19 protein-coding genes and 1 pseudogene are annotated in these 16,024 nt (G+C 69.9%); 11 read left to right on the top strand and 9 right to left on the bottom strand.

From position 1 onward, the window contains the following. On the top strand, positions 1-226 hold a 226-nt coding region (locus KGQ19_RS15360; protein ID WP_212009814.1), incomplete at its 5' end, for an LPXTG cell wall anchor domain-containing protein. A 162-nt stretch (positions 227-388) separates the two neighbouring features. Here KGQ19_RS15360 and KGQ19_RS15355 read toward each other — a convergent pair. From KGQ19_RS15355 to clpS, 3 genes are all read right to left on the bottom strand, one after another. Next, complete coding sequence (locus tag KGQ19_RS15355; protein WP_212009813.1) at positions 389-865, bottom strand: hypothetical protein; 477 nt, start codon at positions 863-865, stop codon at positions 389-391. Positions 866-941: 76 nt separating this feature from the next. Beyond that, positions 942-1,499 carry a DUF2017 domain-containing protein gene (locus KGQ19_RS15350; protein ID WP_212009812.1) on the bottom strand — a complete coding sequence of 186 codons (558 nt, stop codon included), beginning with the start codon at positions 1,497-1,499 and terminating at the stop codon, positions 942-944. A gap of 145 nt (positions 1,500-1,644) precedes the next feature. Then, the gene (gene clpS / locus KGQ19_RS15345; RefSeq protein WP_212009811.1) at positions 1,645-1,947 is read right to left on the bottom strand and encodes an ATP-dependent Clp protease adapter ClpS; all 303 of its coding nucleotides are present in this window, start codon (positions 1,945-1,947) and stop codon (positions 1,645-1,647) included. 24 nt (positions 1,948-1,971) lie between these two features. On the opposite strand from clpS, the gene KGQ19_RS15340 reads away from it, so the two are divergent. After that, a complete protein-coding gene (locus KGQ19_RS15340; protein WP_212009810.1) occupies positions 1,972-3,273 on the top strand; it encodes a nicotinate phosphoribosyltransferase in 1,302 nt (433 codons plus the stop codon). A gap of 208 nt (positions 3,274-3,481) precedes the next feature. Continuing rightward, positions 3,482-4,057, top strand: a complete 576-nt coding sequence (locus tag KGQ19_RS15335; RefSeq protein ID WP_212009809.1) for an isochorismatase family protein — start codon at positions 3,482-3,484, stop codon at positions 4,055-4,057. A gap of 19 nt (positions 4,058-4,076) precedes the next feature. Here the strand turns inward: KGQ19_RS15335 and KGQ19_RS15330 are convergent, their stop codons facing one another. After that, positions 4,077-4,214, bottom strand: a complete 138-nt coding sequence (locus KGQ19_RS15330; RefSeq protein WP_212009808.1) for a hypothetical protein — start codon at positions 4,212-4,214, stop codon at positions 4,077-4,079. Between the two features lie 205 nt (positions 4,215-4,419). On the opposite strand from KGQ19_RS15330, the gene KGQ19_RS15325 reads away from it, so the two are divergent. Next, the gene (locus KGQ19_RS15325) at positions 4,420-5,082 is read left to right on the top strand and encodes a hypothetical protein (RefSeq protein WP_212009807.1); all 663 of its coding nucleotides are present in this window, start codon (positions 4,420-4,422) and stop codon (positions 5,080-5,082) included. A 1-nt stretch (position 5,083) separates the two neighbouring features. Here KGQ19_RS15325 and KGQ19_RS15320 read toward each other — a convergent pair whose 3' ends face one another. Together KGQ19_RS15320 and hppD are read right to left on the bottom strand one after the other, a co-directional pair. Further along, on the bottom strand, positions 5,084-6,199 hold the full coding sequence (locus KGQ19_RS15320; protein ID WP_212009806.1) for a DUF2510 domain-containing protein: 1,116 nt from the start codon (positions 6,197-6,199) through the stop codon (positions 5,084-5,086). Positions 6,200-6,332: 133 nt separating this feature from the next. Beyond that, the gene (gene hppD, locus KGQ19_RS15315; RefSeq protein ID WP_212009805.1) at positions 6,333-7,478 is read right to left on the bottom strand and encodes a 4-hydroxyphenylpyruvate dioxygenase; all 1,146 of its coding nucleotides are present in this window, start codon (positions 7,476-7,478) and stop codon (positions 6,333-6,335) included. Between the two features lie 152 nt (positions 7,479-7,630). Between hppD and KGQ19_RS15310 the strand changes: the two genes are divergently transcribed. The 3 genes from KGQ19_RS15310 (at position 7,631) to KGQ19_RS49625 (ending at position 10,352) form a co-directional block, all read left to right on the top strand. Beyond that, positions 7,631-8,137: an Lrp/AsnC family transcriptional regulator gene (locus tag KGQ19_RS15310; RefSeq protein ID WP_212009804.1), complete on the top strand. Its 507-nt coding sequence runs from the start codon at positions 7,631-7,633 to the stop codon at positions 8,135-8,137. Positions 8,138-8,238: 101 nt separating this feature from the next. Beyond that, a complete protein-coding gene (locus tag KGQ19_RS15305) occupies positions 8,239-8,955 on the top strand; it encodes a DUF5819 family protein (RefSeq protein ID WP_212009803.1) in 717 nt (238 codons plus the stop codon). Continuing rightward, positions 8,952-10,352, top strand: coding sequence for an HTTM domain-containing protein (locus KGQ19_RS49625; RefSeq protein WP_212009802.1), 1,401 nt, complete (start codon positions 8,952-8,954; stop codon positions 10,350-10,352). Before KGQ19_RS15305 ends, KGQ19_RS49625 begins: the two co-directional genes overlap by 4 nt. Here KGQ19_RS49625 and KGQ19_RS15295 read toward each other — a convergent pair. Then, positions 10,252-10,863, bottom strand: a complete 612-nt coding sequence (locus tag KGQ19_RS15295; protein ID WP_212009801.1) for a hypothetical protein — start codon at positions 10,861-10,863, stop codon at positions 10,252-10,254. The two genes, KGQ19_RS49625 and KGQ19_RS15295, sit on opposite strands and share 101 nt — an antisense overlap. 38 nt (positions 10,864-10,901) lie before the next feature. On the opposite strand from KGQ19_RS15295, the pseudogene KGQ19_RS52770 reads away from it, so the two are divergent. Beyond that, positions 10,902-11,375: pseudogene (locus KGQ19_RS52770) on the top strand (IclR family transcriptional regulator); the annotation flags it as partial. Between the two features lie 441 nt (positions 11,376-11,816). Here the strand turns inward: KGQ19_RS52770 and KGQ19_RS15285 are convergent. Continuing rightward, the gene (locus tag KGQ19_RS15285; RefSeq protein ID WP_230418688.1) at positions 11,817-12,278 is read right to left on the bottom strand and encodes a nitroreductase/quinone reductase family protein; all 462 of its coding nucleotides are present in this window, start codon (positions 12,276-12,278) and stop codon (positions 11,817-11,819) included. A 95-nt stretch (positions 12,279-12,373) separates the two neighbouring features. Here KGQ19_RS15285 and KGQ19_RS15280 point away from each other — a divergent pair, with 95 nt between their 5' ends. The 3 genes from KGQ19_RS15280 (at position 12,374) to KGQ19_RS15270 (ending at position 14,337) form a co-directional block, all read left to right on the top strand. Then, on the top strand, positions 12,374-12,931 hold the full coding sequence (locus tag KGQ19_RS15280; protein ID WP_212009799.1) for a TetR/AcrR family transcriptional regulator: 558 nt from the start codon (positions 12,374-12,376) through the stop codon (positions 12,929-12,931). Beyond that, the gene (locus tag KGQ19_RS15275) at positions 12,931-13,530 is read left to right on the top strand and encodes a DUF4865 family protein (RefSeq protein ID WP_212009798.1); all 600 of its coding nucleotides are present in this window, start codon (positions 12,931-12,933) and stop codon (positions 13,528-13,530) included. The genes KGQ19_RS15280 and KGQ19_RS15275 overlap by 1 nt, the downstream gene beginning before the upstream one ends. Positions 13,531-13,656: 126 nt before the next feature. Next, the gene (locus KGQ19_RS15270) at positions 13,657-14,337 is read left to right on the top strand and encodes a hypothetical protein (RefSeq protein WP_212009797.1); all 681 of its coding nucleotides are present in this window, start codon (positions 13,657-13,659) and stop codon (positions 14,335-14,337) included. On the opposite strand, the gene KGQ19_RS15265 is transcribed toward KGQ19_RS15270, so the two are convergent. Then, positions 14,315-16,006, bottom strand: a complete 1,692-nt coding sequence (locus tag KGQ19_RS15265) for an FAD-dependent oxidoreductase (RefSeq protein WP_212009796.1) — start codon at positions 16,004-16,006, stop codon at positions 14,315-14,317. The genes KGQ19_RS15270 and KGQ19_RS15265 overlap by 23 nt on opposite strands. Positions 16,007-16,024 lie beyond the last annotated feature (18 nt).

Genomic DNA, 16,024 nt, shown 5'->3' with positions numbered 1-16,024 from the left:
GTTCCCGCCGCCCCCGGTGACGCCTCCGCCGCCGGTGACCCCGCCTCCGCCGGGAACGCCGCCGCAGCACCACCATCACCACCACCACCGTCACCACGAGGAGATCGGGCAGCTGCCGCACACCGGCACCGACGTCCTCGACTACGCGGGCATCGCCGCCGGAGCCCTGGTGCTGGGCGCCGGAGCGGTCATGGCTGCCCGTCGCAAGTCCGGCTCGGCTAACTAGTCCGCCAACTAGTCCGCTGACTAGTCAGCCACGTCGCGCCACAAGCAGCGGGGCCCCTGGGATTCCAGGGGCCCCGCTGCTTTCGTCACGCCCTCAACGCAACGCTCTCAATGCCCGCTCTCAATGCCCGCTCCCGATGCAGTGCTCTCATATGCGGCGCGATCAGACCTTCCCGGACAGCACCGTGTCCAGGTACCCGTCCAGATCACCGTCCGCCCCGGCCCGCAGCATGGTCCGGGTCCAGGCCCGCCGCTCGTGGTCGATCACCGCGAGCTCCCACACGCAGCCGGCCTGCCGGGCCGGGCAGCGGGCGATGTCCGCGGGATCGGAGAACCGGGCCGAGTACGCGGCCGTCGACAGCAGACAGCCATACGACCACCAGCCGACGACGTAGGAGTAAGCGTTCGTCGACCGGTGCGCGATCACGAAACCGACCCCGTAGCGCCCGCCGCCGATCCCGGGCCGGGGTAAGGCCTCCGTCGCGGCTTTGCGGGCCCCTTCGCGGGCGGCGGGTTCGAGTTCGCCGTCACCGGTCGCGCCAAGCCCGTGGAGCTTCACCCGCCAGTCGTCGATCTGGAGCCGGCCCAGCGGCCGCACCCGCCTAGGGGTGTAGGAAACCGCCTCTGGCGCCTCTGTCATGACGCAGGATGCTGGCACACCTGGGCGGCCGACTCAATGCCCTGCCGCGGGTTTCACCCGGTGCGGGCGGGCGGTCTCACCCCATCAGGGCTTCGACCAGCCACTCCACCAACGCGCCGAGCCAGTGGTACATCACCACTATCTCGTAGCGGTCGTCCTGCTCCCGGATGCGGTCGAAGGGGTTGTCGTCGTCGTCCTCGATCTCCAGCCAGACCGCCAGGACCAGCCGGATGTCGTTGACCGCGCCGAGCCAGGCCCGGGCCTGGTCGCCGTCCAGCGCGAGCTTGTCGCCGGGGTGGTAGTCCCGGAGCGTGTCCAGGACCTGGCGGGCCAGGTCCCGCTTGCCCTCGCGCAGGTCCGCCTCGGTGAGCCGGCGGAACTCGCCGGCCTCGTCGGCGTCGCCGTAGGCGTCCGGGAACAGCCGGGCCAGGGCCGGGTTGTCCGGCTTCTTCACCGGGCCGTCGGCGATGCCCAGGGCGACGGCCAGCGAGTCCGGCTCGTCGCCCAGCGGATCCTCCTCGTCCAGCAGCGCGAGCTGGCCGGTCAGCAGGAAGCGCAGGACGTCGGCCTGGCCGTCGGTGAACGCGCCGACGATCTCCCCGGAGCGGCGGTGGCGCTTGAAGGGCTGCAGCACGTAGGGGTCCCCGATCTGGTTCTTCAGTTGCTCGACGTCATACAGGCGTCATAGGGCGGTCGGTGGGCGTCGGTCGGCGTCGGTCAGCCGGAGAGTCGGAGAGTCGGCCGGAAGTGTTCGGCGTCGGCGTCGGCGTCGGCGTCCGTCAGCCGTCCTGGCGCTGCACGGTAGCCCACAAGCCGTAGCCATGCATCGCGGCCACGTCCTTCTCCATCTGTTCCCGGCCGCCGGTGGACACCATCGCCTTGCCGAGGTTGTGCACCTCGTGCATCAACCGCTCGGCCTTGCCCTTGCTGTAGCCGAAGTAGGTCATGAACACGTAGGTGACATAACTCATCAAGTTCACGGGGTCGTTCCAGACCACGGTGACCCACACCGGGTCCTGCACCGGGGCCGCCCGGGTCTCCTCCGTGGCCTCCGGAACGACCTCCACCGGCGCGACACTCATTGCACCAGACTACGCTGATAGATCGTGAACAGCACCGCGCTCCTCACGGACCACTATGAGCTCACCATGCTGGAGGGTGCCCTGCGCAGCGGGGCCGCCCACCGACGCTCGGTGTTCGAGGTCTTCGCCCGCCGCCTGCCCGACGGCCGCCGCTACGGCGTGGCCGCCGGCACCGGACGCCTCCTGGACGCCCTGGAGGACTTCCGCTTCGACACCGCCATCTGCGACTTCCTGCACGAGTCCGGGATCGTGGACGAGGTCACCCGGGACTGGCTCGCCGGCTATCGCTTCACCGGCGACGTCCACGGCTACGCCGAGGGCGAGTGTTACTTCCCCGGATCCCCGCTGCTGATCGTCGAGTCCACCTTCGCCGAGGCGGTGCTCCTGGAGACCCTCGTGCTGTCGGTGCTGAACCACGACAGCGCGATCGCCTCGGCGGCCTCCCGGATGACGTCGGCGGCGATGGGCCGGCCGTGCCTGGAGATGGGGTCGCGGCGCACGCATGAGGAGGCCGCCGTGGCCGCCGCGCGCGCCTCGTATCTGGCGGGCTTCGCGGCGTCCTCGAACCTGGAGGCCCGGCGCCGTTACGGCGTCCCGACGACCGGCACGTCCGCGCACGCCTTCGTGCTGCTGCACGACAGCGAGCGCGACGCGTTCAGCGTCCAGGTGCAGACCCTGGGCCGGGACACGACGCTGCTGGTCGACACCTACGACGTCGCCGAGGCCGTGAAGGTCGCGGTCGACGTCGCCGGCCCCGACCTCGGCGCGGTCCGGCTGGACTCCGGCGACCTGCTGTGGATGGCGCACCGGGTGCGCAAGCAGCTGGACGAGCTGGGCGCCAAGCACACCAAGATCGTGGTCACCTCGGACCTGGACGAGTTCCAGATCGCGGCGCTGGCCGCGGCGCCGGTGGACTCCTACGGCGTCGGCACGTCCCTGGTCACCGGCTCCGGCGCACCGACCGCCGGGCTGGTCTACAAGCTGGTGGCGCGCGGCGCGAGCGTCGAGCCGGGCGCGACGATGGTCCCGGTGGCGAAGAAGTCCTCTGAGAAGGCCACCCGCGGCGGCCGCAAGTACGCCTGGCGCCGCATCGGCTCCGACGGCGTGGCGCAGGAGGAGGTGATCGGCACCGGCTCCGCGCCCGAGGCGCTGAAGTCCGAGGGCCGCGACCTGCTGATGCAGTACGTCGCCAAGGGCGAGGTGATCGCCCGGCCGACGCTGGCCGAGATCCGCGAACGGCACGAGGCCTCGCGCGCCGAGCTGCCGCCGTGGTCCACGCAGCTGTCGCGGGGCGAGCCGGCGATTCCGACGGTGTATCCGAGCTAGCCCTCAAGGTAGCGATCGAGCTAACGATCGAGCTAACGATCGAGCTAACGATCGAGCTAACGATCGAGCTAACGATCGAGCTAGCGGTTGGATCCGTCGTTGGGCCCGTGGTTGGGCCCGTGGTTGGGCCCGTGGTTGGGCCAGCGTTAAGGCCAGAGTTAAAGACAGCGCCTGAAACCCTTACAGCGCCTAAGAAGAGAGACCGAGCATGACGCGCGCACTGATCGTCGTCGACGTCCAGAACGACTTCTGCGAAGGCGGCTCGCTGCCGGTCTCCGGCGGCTCGGCCGTCGCGGCCGGCGTCACCGGGCTGCTGGCCGGCCCGGGCCGCGGCGGCTTCGAGCACGTGGTCGCCACCCGCGACTGGCACACCGACCCCGGCTCGCACTTCGCGGCCGAGCCGGACTACGTGAGCAGCTGGCCGGTGCACTGCGTGGCCGGGACGAAGGGTGCGGAGTTCCACCCGGACTTCGACCGCACGCACGTCGACGAGGTCTTCTCCAAGGGCGCGTTCCAGGCCGCGTACAGCGGCTTCGAGGCCGTGGACGGCGCGGACACGCCGCTGGGCGACTGGCTGCGGGCCCGCGGTGTGGACGAGGTGGACGTGGTCGGGATCGCGACGGACTACTGCGTGCGGGCCACGGCGCTGGACGCGGTGAAGTCCGGGCTGCGGACTCGGCTGCTCGACGGCTTGGTCGCCGGGGTGGCTGAGGGGTCGACGGCTGCGGCGTTGGCGGAGATGCGGGCTGCGGGAGTGGAGATCGTGTCGGCGGCGCAGGGCTGAGCGAGGTACCGGCGCAGACTCAGACAAGGCGTCGCGGCAGGGCCGAGCAAAGCACCGGCACCGGCACCGGCACCGGCACCGGCACCAACACCAACACCAACACCAACACCAACACCAACACCAACACCAACACCAACACCAACACCAACACCAACACCAACACAGCATCGCAGCACGCTCGCCGGTCGGAGCAGGGCCGGTCGCAGCACGCTCGCCGGTCGAAGCACGGCCAGTCGCAGCACACTCGCCGCTCGAAGCACGGCCGGTCGCAGCACACTCGCCGCCCGAAGCACGGCCGGTCGCCGAACACCTAGCCGAAACCGGCTGGCCCGGCGCCGTCGCGGCCGGGCAAGATGGCCGGCGTGGCGGGGAAATCGGGGAAGCTGGAACTCAGGACCCGGATAAGCCATGTCGGCATGGACGGGCGTGAGTACCGGGTGATCCGCCCGGACCGCCCGGCGCCGCGGCTGGTCCTGCATGACGAGAGCCTCTGGTACTCCGGCTTCGCCGACCTCGACGCCTTCAAGCAGCTGACCGTCCTGTGGGCGCTGGCAGCCGCCTCGCCGCGATCGATCGTCTACGTCCCGATGCGGCAGAACCTGTCGCGCTTCCAGGGCCACAGCGTCGATCTGGTGCTGTCCTACGCCTCGCTCCAGCTGCGGCCCTCGCGCTGGAAGGCGATCCGCGCCCGGCTCGGCAGCGGCGCGGCGCACACGGCCCGGCTGCCGGCCCCGGATCCGGATGAGGAGCCGGACTACTCCCGCATGCTGCACCGGGAGTACCGCGACGTGCTGAACTTCGACAACGCCGGTGACACGGTGTTCGTCACCGGCGGCCGCGAGTCGTTCCGTCGCGCCGCCGTGCGACTCAGTGCCCTGCCGCAGCGGACGATCGGGCGCTCGATCGCGGATCCGCACCATCTGTGCGTCGAGATCACGATCGGCGCCTGGTCCTGGTCGCGGGCGCCCACCCGGCACAACACCCCGGGCATGCTGCACTTCCAGTACGAGCCCGGCGGCTGGTGAGCTACCGCGCGCGCCGGCGCTTCAGGCGCGTCCAGTACAGCACCGTCACGACCAGCAGCACCGCGACCATCCCGCCGAGGTAGGCCTCGGAGGTCCCGTTCAGGACGTTCATCTTCGTCGGCACGCTGATCGTCTCGGCGAGTTTGTCCTCGCGGTCGTGGACCGACTGCGACATCAAGTAGCCCAGCGGCACGATGCCGATCGCCGAGATCAGCAGGACCGCCAGCGTGTGCCCGGCGCGCTCCAGCGGCCCGGCCTTCACCACGATCTTGGGCGCCTGCTTCTTCGGTCCGCGCGGGCCGTCGAACTCGGTGCGGGACGCGCCCTGCGGCCCGTCGGACTGCTTGGGGCCGGTGGTGATCTCCGGGCCGTCGAACGGCTTGCCGTCCGGCCGCAGCAGCCGGATGCGCAGCGACTGGCTGCCCGCCGACAGCTGCGCGGGGGTCTGCTTCGGCACGACGTGCAGGCCCGGACCGCCGGTGATCGAGATGCCCATCCCGGAGGCGCTGGCCACCGGGCCGACCGGGGACGTCGCAGACTGGTCGCCGACCCCGGTCCCGGCTCCGAAGCCGGGCGGCGGCGGTGACAGGCGCATGGGGTCGGGCAGCAAATCGTCGAAACTGGCGTCCGACAACGATTTCGGCGCGGTGAACGTCGGGGCCTTCGGCTCCGGTGCGGCCGCCGGGAAGTCCGGCATGGCGGCCGGGAACTCCGGGGCGCCGCCGCGACCGGGGAACGTGTCCGCTGAGGGCTTCGCGTCGTCGAAGCTCACCTCGGACAGCGGACGCGGCGGCGCGAAGGCCGGGGCCTTCGCCGTCTGCGACTGCGACTGCGACTGCGACTGCGATGACGACGAGGCGGGCGCTTCGGTGACCGTGCGGGATATCCCAGAGCCCGCCGAATCGTCCTGCGACGACCCGGCAGCCGAGGCACCGGCGGCCCGCGGCGGCGGGGGCACCGCGCCGGATTCCACGACCACATCCGCGTCCGCGCCGCCACCGGCCTTCTTCGGCATCGGCTTGCTGGTACCCGGGACCCACTTCGAACCATCCCAATACCGGATGTATCCGGGCACTGAGGGGTCTGGGTAATAACCGGGACGCGGTGAACTCTCCACGATCACCGAGCCTAGAACACTGCCGCCCAAAGCTGTACGGGTGCCGGGATTCCTTACGCAACCTTGGGGAATCCAGACACCCGCCACTATGACCAGGTACTACGTACTTTGCAGTAGAAGCCCCGCCGGGGGCTCACAGGTTGCCGCGGCGCTCCTGCTCGCGCTCGATGGCCTCGAAGAGCGCCTTGAAGTTGCCCTTGCCGAAGCCCTGGCTGCCGTGCCGCTCGATCAGCTCGAAGAACACCGTCGGGCGGTCCTGCACCGGCTTGGTGAAGATCTGCAGCAGGTAGCCCTCCTCGTCCCGGTCGACCAGGATCTTGCGCTTCTGCAACTCCTCGACCGGCACGCGCACGGTGCCGATCCGGTCCCGCAGCTCCTCGTCCTGGTAGTAGGAGTCCGGGGTGTCCAGGAACTCCACGCCCGCGGCGCGCATCGCGTCCACGGTGGCCAGGATGTCGCCGGTGTTCAGCGCGATGTGCTGCACGCCGGGACCGCCGTAGAACTCCAGGTACTCATCGATCTGCGACTTCTTCTTCGCGATCGCCGGCTCGTTCAGCGGGAACTTCACCTTGCGGCTGCCGTCGGCGACCACCTTCGACATCAGCGCCGAGTAGTCGGTGGCGATGTCGTCGCCGATGAACTCGGCCATGTTCGTGAAGCCCATGACCTTGTGGTAGAACTCGACCCATTCGTCCATCCGGCCGAGCTCGACGTTGCCGACGCAGTGGTCGATGGCCTGGAAGATGCGGGCGTTCGGCTCGACCAGCGGCGCGCGCTCGACGTAGCCGGGGGCGTAGACGCCCTTGTAGCGCGAGCGGTCCACCAGCGAGTGCCGGGTGTCCCCGTAGGCGGCGATCGCGGCCCGGACCAGGACGCCGTTCTCGTCCTCGATCTCGTGCGGCTTCTCCAGGCCGGTGGCGCCGTGCGCGACGGCGTACTCGTAGGCGGCGTAGACGTCCGGGACGGCGATCGCCAGGTCGGTGACGCCGTCCCCGTGTTCGGCGACGTGCTTGGCGACGTCGGTGCCCGGGCGGACCGAGCCCTTCAGCACGAAGCGCGCGCTGCCGGACTCCAGGACGTACGCCACCCGGTCGGTGCGTCCGGTCTCAGGGCCCGAATAGGCGACCACCTTCATGCCGAAGGCGGTGGAGTAGTAGTGGGCTGCCTGCTTGGCGTTGCCGACGGCGAACACGACGGCGTCCATCCCCTTGACCGGGAACGGGTCCTTGGCATCGGTGGACGGGCTGGCAGCGGCGGTGGTGACAGCGGTATCGGTCATGTCCTCACCATCGATCCACAGATCAAAGTGCGCAACAGGAGGTCAGAGAGCTATACAATCTGCTCAGTACTGGTGCCCCTTGGGGAGCGTTTCTGTACAGTGTGACCAGCGACACATCATCGCAAACCCGACATGGAAGGGAAACATCCGATATGCCCTCATCCGTTCCCTCCATCGACGACCTGGACGCCCGGCTGCTGGCCCTGCTCACCGAGGAGCCGCGGATCGGGATCCTCGAGGCGTCGCGGCGGCTGGGGGTCGCGCGCGGGACGGTGCAGGCCCGGCTGGACCGGTTGCAGGCGCGCGGCGTCGTGCGCGGGTTCGGGCCGGCGATCGACCCGGTGGCGCTGGGCTACGGGGTGACGGCGTTCGCGACGCTGGAGATCCGGCAGGGCCGCGGCGCGGAGGTCCGCGAGCATCTGGCGGCCATCCCGGAGCTGTTGGAGATGCACACGATCACCGGCGCCGGCGACATGTTGTGCCGTATCGTCGCGCGGTCCAACGCCGACATGCAGCGGGTGATCGACAAACTGGTCTCGTTCGAGGGCATCCAGCGGACCTCGACGGTGATCGCGATGGCGAATCCGGTGCCCTACCGGGTGCTGCCGCTGACCGAAGTGTGCGCCGCGGAGCACGGCACCGAGCACCCGGAGGGGTAAGGGTTGCTCCAGGGGTTTCTCAGGAGTCGCATTAGGTCACGGACGTCACGACTTGCCGAAACGGCGTTACCACGGATGCCGATATGGGCTAGTTTTGCTGCGTGTCCGAGCCGATCGAGGAACCCGCCGCGCCCATTCCCGAACCCCCGCAGCAGGAACCCCGGCCACAGACACCGCGTCCGTGGTGGTCCCGGGCGGTCCTGGGCGTCGCCGTCCTCGGCATCTCGCTGCTGGCGATGTACCACCTGACCATCACGTTCCTCACGAACTCGCCGACCAACACGGTCAGCACCAAGTTCGCCACACCCATCGCCAAGTGGGTGTATCCGTGGTTCGAGCAGAACTGGCGGCTGTTCGCGCCGAACCCGATGTCCCAGAACTTCACCATCGAGGCCAGGGTCTCGACCGACTGCTACAGCAGCGTCACACCCTGGTACAACCTCTCGCAGATGGACTACGACACCATCTTGCACAACCCGTTCCCGGGCCACACCGAGCAGAACGAACTGCGCCGGGCCTGGACCGACGGCTACGCGGCCACCCATGACGACAACGACGTCCCCACCTCCGACCGCGGCGACATGATGCGGCAGTACCTGGTGAACATCGCGCTGGAGCGGATCAAGCCGCGCAGCGCGGAGGACGGGGTGGCGCCGAACAAGATAGAGAACATCGAGTTCCGGGTCACCACCACCGACATCGCGCCGGCCGAGACCCCGAACCAGGTCCAGCAACCGTCGGTGCACATCATCCCGTGGCGCCAGGTCTCCGCCGACGTGGTCTCCTACGGCTGCCCGAACGGGAGCGTGGCACCGTGACCTCGGACGTCAACGACACGACCGGCACGACCGACACGACGGCCGCGGTCGGCATGCCCGACACGACCGCCGCGGTCGGCACGACCGGCACGACCGCCGCGGTCGGCACGACCGGCACGACGGCCGCGGCTGACACGACCGACACGACCGCCGCCTCCGACGCGGCCGCCGGCGGCGGGGACGCTGCCGCTGCCGACGCCACGGCCGCCGCGGCGGTCGCACTCGCGATGGCCGCCGCCCGGCGCCCCGGCTTCCGCGACCAGCCGCTGGTGTGGCTGGTCCAGACGATCGGCCAGTCCGTCACCCGGCTGACCACCCATGCGATCGCCCTCTACGGCACCGCGGTCCTGCGTATCGGCTACGGCTCGCTCTACCTGATCTTCCTGCTGCACGAGTACCCGAAGCACGAATCGCTGTGGGGCCCGAACGCCCCCTGGACCCCGGCCCTGAACCAGCAGTTCGCCAACGATCCGGGCCTGGACTGGTTCGCCGTGGACCGTTGGTGGTACACGTTCCTCGGCCACGGCGGGAACGTCTGGTTCCAGTTCTGGTACCACGCGGCGATCCTGATCTGCCTGCTGATGCTGCTGGGCTGGCGCACCCGGGCCACGTCGGTCTGCTTCGCGCTCACCATAATGGCGTTCACCGGCCGCGACGTGTTCCTCACCGACGGCGGCGACAACGTCATGGGCCTGATGGCCATCTACCTGGCCTTCAGCCGGTGCGGAGCGGTCTGGTCGCTGGACTCGCGGCGCAGGCGGCGGCAGGCCGAGAAGCGCCGGGCCCGCGGGATCCCGGAGTTCACCTGGCCCGACAGCCCGGGCTGGCAGGCGGTCGGGGAGCTGGACCGGACCCGCGAGGAGATCGTCACCTTCCTGCACAACGCGGCGGTGCTGGTGATAGCCGCGCAGGCCTGCGTGGTCTACGCGGCGGCCGGACTCTACAAGTCGCAGGGCTCTTATTGGCAGAACGGGACGGCGCTGTACTACACGCTGCACCTGGACTGGTTCCGGCCGTGGCCCGGGCTGTCGAACTTCATGGCCGGCCAGAGCGTGACGATCGCGATCGTGGCTTACCTGACGGTATTCGTGCAGATCGCCTTCCCGTTCGCCGTGTTCAGCAAGTGGCTGAAGTACCCGTGCCTGGTGGCACTGGTCGGGATGCACTTCTCGATCGCGGTCGTGATGGGCCTGCCGCTGTTCTCGGCCGCGATGATGGTCGCCGACGCGGTGTTCCTGCCGGAGGCGGTGTGGCGCTGGGTGGGGCGCAAGGTCGGGGCCGGGGTGGCGCGGCTGCCTAGGCCCGGGCTGCCGCGTCCTGCTCCAAGTACTCCGCGAAGTCCGGAAGCGTCCGTACTCCCCCGTCAAGCACAGCCTCATAAATCAGCGTCCCATTGACCTGCCGGCCGTATTCGGGACGCGGCGTCCACTCCTCCTTGATGCGCAGGATGGCCTCGCGGGTCTCGTCGGTGAGCCGCGGGAGCAGCGTGCGCAGGTGGGCCAGGTCCGGCTGCCGTGCGGGGTCGTCGACGAACCACAGGTCCAGGCCCCAGTCGCGGGGGCGGGTGGAGCGGTAGCGGACTTGGAGGAACAGGCCGTCGGGGTACTTGTCGGGCTCGGCGTTCCAGCCGCCGGTGTCGTTCCGGAACGTCACCTGCTGCACCCGCTCGTGCCGGGAGAGCCGGGCGGCGAGCTGCGTGACGGCGTCGAAGGTGGGCAGGTCCAGGCCGGTGCAGGCGGTGGTCACGTCGATGTCCGGCTTCACCATCACGCCGAGCGCGGAGCTGCCGGTGCGGATCGGATCGCCGACGGCCTCCAGCACGGCGAGCAGGTCCAGATCGTCAAGGACGGCCTCCGCCTCGCCCTGGAGAAGCCGCTGCCGCCGGAACAGATCATCGTCGATGCCCATCCGTCGAGTATGCGCCACCGACGTTCTAAGCTGCGCGTATGACCCGCACCGAACCCGCGCCGGAACCGGAGACCAGCCAGACTCTGGACCGGGGGATCCGGGTGCTCTCGGCACTGGCCGACGCCACCGCCGGGCTGACGGTCGCCCAACTGGCCGAACGCGTCGGAGCGCCGCGCACCGCCGGCTACCGCCTGGTCGCCACGCTGGAGGCGCACGGGCTGGCGCGCCGGGACCCGGACGGCCGGGTGCATCTCGGGGTCGGGGTGCTGCGGCTGGCCGCGCGGGTGCACCCGCTGCTGCGGGAGGCCGCGACGCCACCGCTGCGGCGGCTGGCCGAGGAGGTCGGGGCGACGGCGCATCTGACGGTCGCCGAGGGGCCGGACGCGCTGGCGATCGCGGTGGTCGAGCCGACGTGGACGGACTACCACGTGGGCTATCGGGTGGGGTCGCGGCATCGGCTGGCTCAGGGGGCCGCTGGGAAGGCGATCCTTTTGGGGCGCTCGGTTTCCGGGCTTGTGTTTAGCTCTGGGACGAACGCTGGGATGAACACCGGGATGAACACCGGGATGAACGCCGGGTCGAGGACTGACTCGAACGCTGACTCGAAAGCCGGCCAGAGTGCCGGGTCGAATGCTGACTCGAAGGCCGGCCCGAATGCTGGCCTGAACGCTGGCTCGAAGGCCAGGTCGGGCGCTGGGTCGACTGCCGGGTCGGGCTCTGGGTCGACTGCCGGATCGAAGGCCAGCCATAGGGATCCCGCGTCGCTCTACACCGTGAGCGAGGGCGAGTTGCAGGCCGGTGCGCACGGGATCGCGGCGCCGATCCGGGACGTGCCGGGGCTGGAGGCGAGCGTCGGGGTGGTGTCGTTCGCCCCGCTGGACAGCGCCAAGATCGCGCCGCGGGTGATCCAGGCGGCGGCCGAGATCTCCGCCGCTTTGAAGTGAGACCGCGCCTCAGCGCGGCGTCAGTTCGAAGACCCGCAGCTCCCGGCCGCTGCGCTCGGTGTAGACGTCGAAGTTGGGCCAGGTCTTGGTCAGCACCGGCCAGATGTCCGTCCGCTCCTCGCCTTCCAGCAGCCGCGCCGTGACCGGGATCTTCTTGCCCTTGACGGTCAGCGTCGCGTCCGGGTTCGCCATCAGGTTCAGCGTCCACACCGGATGGTGCTCCTGCCCCCAGTTCGAGCCGGTGAGGTAGTACTTGCCCTCGTGGCCGACGTAGAGCAGCGGCACGTTGCGTTCCTTGCCGGTCTTGCGGCCGACCGTGGTGAGCAGCAACCCGGTCAGGCCGGACGGGCTCATGGCGCCGACGCGGCCGCGCGTCACCTTGTACAGGACACGGTCCACGCGCGGGATGGTGTGCTTCCCGACCGCCACGAACCACGGCTGGCGGGCCAGGGTCTGGGCCGTACGCTTCATTCCCTTAAGGGTCATGGCGCGGAGTATGGCACTTGGCGTGCCAGCAGAGAAGAACGCCTTGCGCTCTGTACCTACTAGTATGTACAGTCAGCGTCATGGACACGGCAGACCGGCTCATCGAGAGCACCAGAGAGCTTCTCTGGGAGCGTGGATACGTGGGCACCAGCCCGAAGGCCATCCAGCAGCGCGCGGGGGCGGGCCAGGGCAGCATGTACCACCACTTCGACGGCAAGCCCGCCCTGGCGCGCGCCGCCATCGAGCGCACGGCCGAGGAGATGAGCGCCCTGGCCGAGCTCCAGTTCACCGGGCCCGGCACCGCCCGCGAGCGCCTGACCGCCTACCTGCTGCGCCAGCGCGACGTACTGCGCGGCTGTCCGATCGGCGGCCTGACGCAGGACCCGGACATCATGGCCGACCCGCTGCTGAAGGCCCCGGTCACACAGACGCTGGCGCGGCTGCGCGGCCGGATCGCGGATCTGGTCACCGAGGGCGTGGCGGACGGCTCGCTGCCTCCGGCCCTGAACCCCACGAACACCGCCGCCGCGATCGTCGCGGCGATGCAGGGCGGCTACGTGCTGGCCCGCGCGGCCGACGACCCCGCCCTGTTCGACAACGCCATAGCCGGAATCCTTCCCTTGCTTGGAGAGCGCTGATGTACGCGATGCAGTATGAGATCTCCCTGCCCGCCGACTACGACATGAACATCCTGCGCGAGCGGGTGGAGAAGGCCAAGCCCGTGCTCGACGAACGGGAGGGCGTGGGCTTCAAGGCGTACGCGATCCGCGAGGCGGCGAAGGGCTCGCCGGTGAATCAGTACGCTCCGTTCTACTTCTGGAGCGACACCGGCGCGATGAGCAGCTTCCTGTTCGCGGACAACGGATTCGAGCGGATCATCCGCAGCTTCGGGCGGGTACCGGTACGGCAGTGGACGGGCGTCGCGCACTACGCCGGACCCGCGCGGGCAGCGGAGGCGTTGCCGCGGGCGGCTTCGCGGCGGACGCGACCGGTGCCGGTGTTCGACGACACGCTGGGCGCGTGGCTGGCGGAGACGGCCGCGGAGGCTGAGCGGATGGCGCGGCGCGATGGGGCGCACACGGTCGGGCTGGCGATCGACCCGACGCGGTGGGAGTTGGTGGAGTTCGCTTTGTGGGCCGATGCGGTGCCGGGGGATGTCGAGGCTACGGAGCGGTATGAGGTGCTGCATGTTTCGAAGCCTTCGATCGGGGATCTGCCGGTGGGGTTGATTCGGTAGTGGGGCGGCGCGGCAGGTCGGTGGCTTGGCGGCGCTGTAGGCCGACTGACTGGCAACTCGGCAGTTGGGCGACTCGGCAGTTGCTTCGGCGGGCTGGATGTCGGCGGTCGGCTGTTCACTAGCGAGGTGACCGTTCGAGATCTGGCAGCCCGGCTCCCCGAGCCCGACGCGCTGCGTGCCGCCTGCCGCGCCTTCGGCGTGCTGGATGCCGTATTCGACATCGAATACCCGAAGTACCACTTCACCGCCGCCTGGCGGTCCGGCGTGGACCTCGCCCACATGGACAACGGCGGCGGCGACCGCTGGAACATCGTCTTCGAGTCGGCCGGGGTGTTCCTCTACGGTTTCGACCACATGTCTGAGGCGACGCCCTGGCGTGACGAGCCGCGTGCGCACTGGCCGGGCCTGCTCGACGGGCTTCCGGCGGCGCTCGCTCGGTGGACCGAGGAGGAGGCGTTCCTGTTCGAGGACTTCTTCGACGCCACCGTGTGCGTCTGGCGCGAGGCGGGTGACAGCGCGTGGCGGCACGGGCCGGTCAGCTTCGATGACGATGCGCCCTTCACTGACGGGTCGGAGTGGCTGTTCGACGACATCGCGGACGGGAGCGTCGCCGCGTATCTGTCACACGCTCAGAGCTACTTCGAGCGGGAGATCGACCTGGAGTCGGTGCGGGCGGTGTTCGGCGGGGAAGCGCTGACTGCGGAGATCGTGCGTGCGCTCAATGCGGAGGCCGACTTCGACGAGGTGGCGAGGATCGCGGGCCGGGCCGGAGTTCGGGCAGACCTCAGCGAGCCAGAACTGTCGTGAGTGCCTGGAGCAGGACGGCTGCCGGGTCGTCGGGCGCTTCGGTGGTGCGCCAGGCGATGACACCGTCGGGGCGGACCAGGCTCGCGCCGGATGCTTCGATGCCGTAGCCGGTCAGGTCCTCGGCGATCGTGTGGGCCTGCAAGGTGATGCCGAGGCGTGCGGCTACATCGTCCGCGGCGGCGGTCCAGATTCCGCCTTCCGCTCCTGTCAGCAATACGAAGCCGTGGCCGAACAGGTCCACGGTCGACAGCTTCTCGCCGTCGCGATGCAGCCACACGTGCGGGGCGCGGAATCCGGGGCGGCCGCTCGGGTGGTTCGGGTCCTCGGGATCTGTGGAGTAGGTATCTGCCGAGTCGGTGTCCGACGAGTCGGTGCCTGCCGAGTCAGTGTCCGACGAGTCGGTGCCTGCGGAGTCGGTGCCTGCGGAGTCGGTGCCTGCCGAGTCGGTGTCTGCGGAGTCCTCGTCCGCGGGATCGCTGATGACCGCTGCCGAGCGATAGCGGAAGCCGAGGACCAGCCTGGCCGCGCGCTGCTCGTCGGAAAGCTCTTCGCCCTCCCTGCCCCCGTCTCCTGCCGTCGCCGGGCCGCGGTTGCCCGCCAGGCGCTCCGCCTCCAGCACCACGCGGTCCGCGATCGGGCGTCGCTCGGCGTCGTAGGTGTCCAGCAGTTCCGGTCCGGCGGTCGAGTCGAGGACCGCGGCGAGCTTCCACGCCAAGTCGTAGGCGTCGCCGATGGCCGTGTTGCCGCCGAGGCCGCCGCTGGGCGGGGTGACCTTGGCGGCGTCGCCGGCCAGCAGGACCCGGCCGACGCGGAAGCGGTCCGCGACCATGGCGGCCGTGTCCCACGGTCGCACGGCCCTGATATCCGGCTCCAGGTCCGGCAGCTCGGTGATCAGCCGGATCAGCTCGACGCAGCGTTCGGGGGTGAAGTCCTCGGGCGACTGGCCGGCGGCCGGGTCGTAGTTGACGCTGTACAGGTGCCGGTTGACGGCGGCGTCGACGGTGATGAAGACGCCGTTGGCGTGCTCGTTGTGCAGCACGTGCAGCGTCGGCGGCTCCGGGTCGAGCAGGCCGGCGAGGTCGACGTCGAAGATGATGCTGACGTTGTGCCCCAGGGTGCCGGAACCGTGCCGGCCGACGCCGAGCGCCTCGCGCACGCCGCTGCGGTTGCCGTCGGCGGCGACGAGGTAGGCGGCCCGCACCTCGCTCGTCAGGCCGTCGCGGTCGCGGAGCACGGCGGTGACGCCGTCGTCGTCCTGGCCGAAGGACACCAGCTCGGTGTCGAAGCGCAGATCGGCGCCGAGCTCTTCAGCACGCCGGCGCAGAATCGGCTCCATCTTGTCCTGGCCCGCCGTGCCGAGCCTGGCCGGAGACAGGGCATTGACTTGCGAGGTGTCGGTCTCGGAGACCGTCTCGTGAAAGGTCGGTCCGGGCAGCGTGGCAGCGATCCGGACCCGGAACGCGGACAGCCCCGGCGGCAGCATCGGCACCCGTTCGGCGATCCCGCCGAAGCCCAGCAACTCCATCGTGCGCAGGTTCTGCCCCACGGCCGCGGGGAACAGCGAGGTCCCGGGATGCCGCTCGACCAACAGCACGTCCACACCGCGCGCCGCCAAGAACGCCGCACTGGACAGGCCGGCCAGTCCGGCCCCGACGATCAATACCGGCACTGAAGCCGACTCCCCATG

The organism is Catenulispora pinistramenti (genome assembly GCF_018274385.1).
GTDB classification, from domain to species: Bacteria; Actinomycetota; Actinomycetes; order Streptomycetales; family Catenulisporaceae; genus Catenulispora; species Catenulispora pinistramenti.
The sequence above is the reverse complement of the archived record's forward strand: the minus strand, read 5'-3'. Positions and strand labels throughout refer to the sequence as shown.

Bases quoted from the DNA above. Each gene is read 5' to 3' on its own strand.
- KGQ19_RS15355 (WP_212009813.1), bottom strand. From the start codon at position 865: ATGACAGAGGCGCCAGAGGCGGTTTCCTACACCCCTAGGCGGGTGCGG.
- KGQ19_RS15280 (WP_212009799.1), top strand. From the start codon at position 12,374: ATGGACACGGCAGACCGGCTCATCGAGAGCACCAGAGAGCTTCTCTGG.
- hppD (WP_212009805.1), bottom strand. From the start codon at position 7,478: ATGACCGATACCGCTGTCACCACCGCCGCTGCCAGCCCGTCCACCGAT.
- KGQ19_RS15295 (WP_212009801.1), bottom strand. From the start codon at position 10,863: ATGGGCATCGACGATGATCTGTTCCGGCGGCAGCGGCTTCTCCAGGGC.
- KGQ19_RS15310 (WP_212009804.1), top strand. From the start codon at position 7,631: ATGCCCTCATCCGTTCCCTCCATCGACGACCTGGACGCCCGGCTGCTG.
- KGQ19_RS15335 (WP_212009809.1), top strand. From the start codon at position 3,482: ATGACGCGCGCACTGATCGTCGTCGACGTCCAGAACGACTTCTGCGAA.
- KGQ19_RS15285 (WP_230418688.1), bottom strand. From the start codon at position 12,278: ATGAAGCGTACGGCCCAGACCCTGGCCCGCCAGCCGTGGTTCGTGGCG.
- clpS (WP_212009811.1), bottom strand. From the start codon at position 1,947: ATGAGTGTCGCGCCGGTGGAGGTCGTTCCGGAGGCCACGGAGGAGACC.
- KGQ19_RS15275 (WP_212009798.1), top strand. From the start codon at position 12,931: ATGTACGCGATGCAGTATGAGATCTCCCTGCCCGCCGACTACGACATG.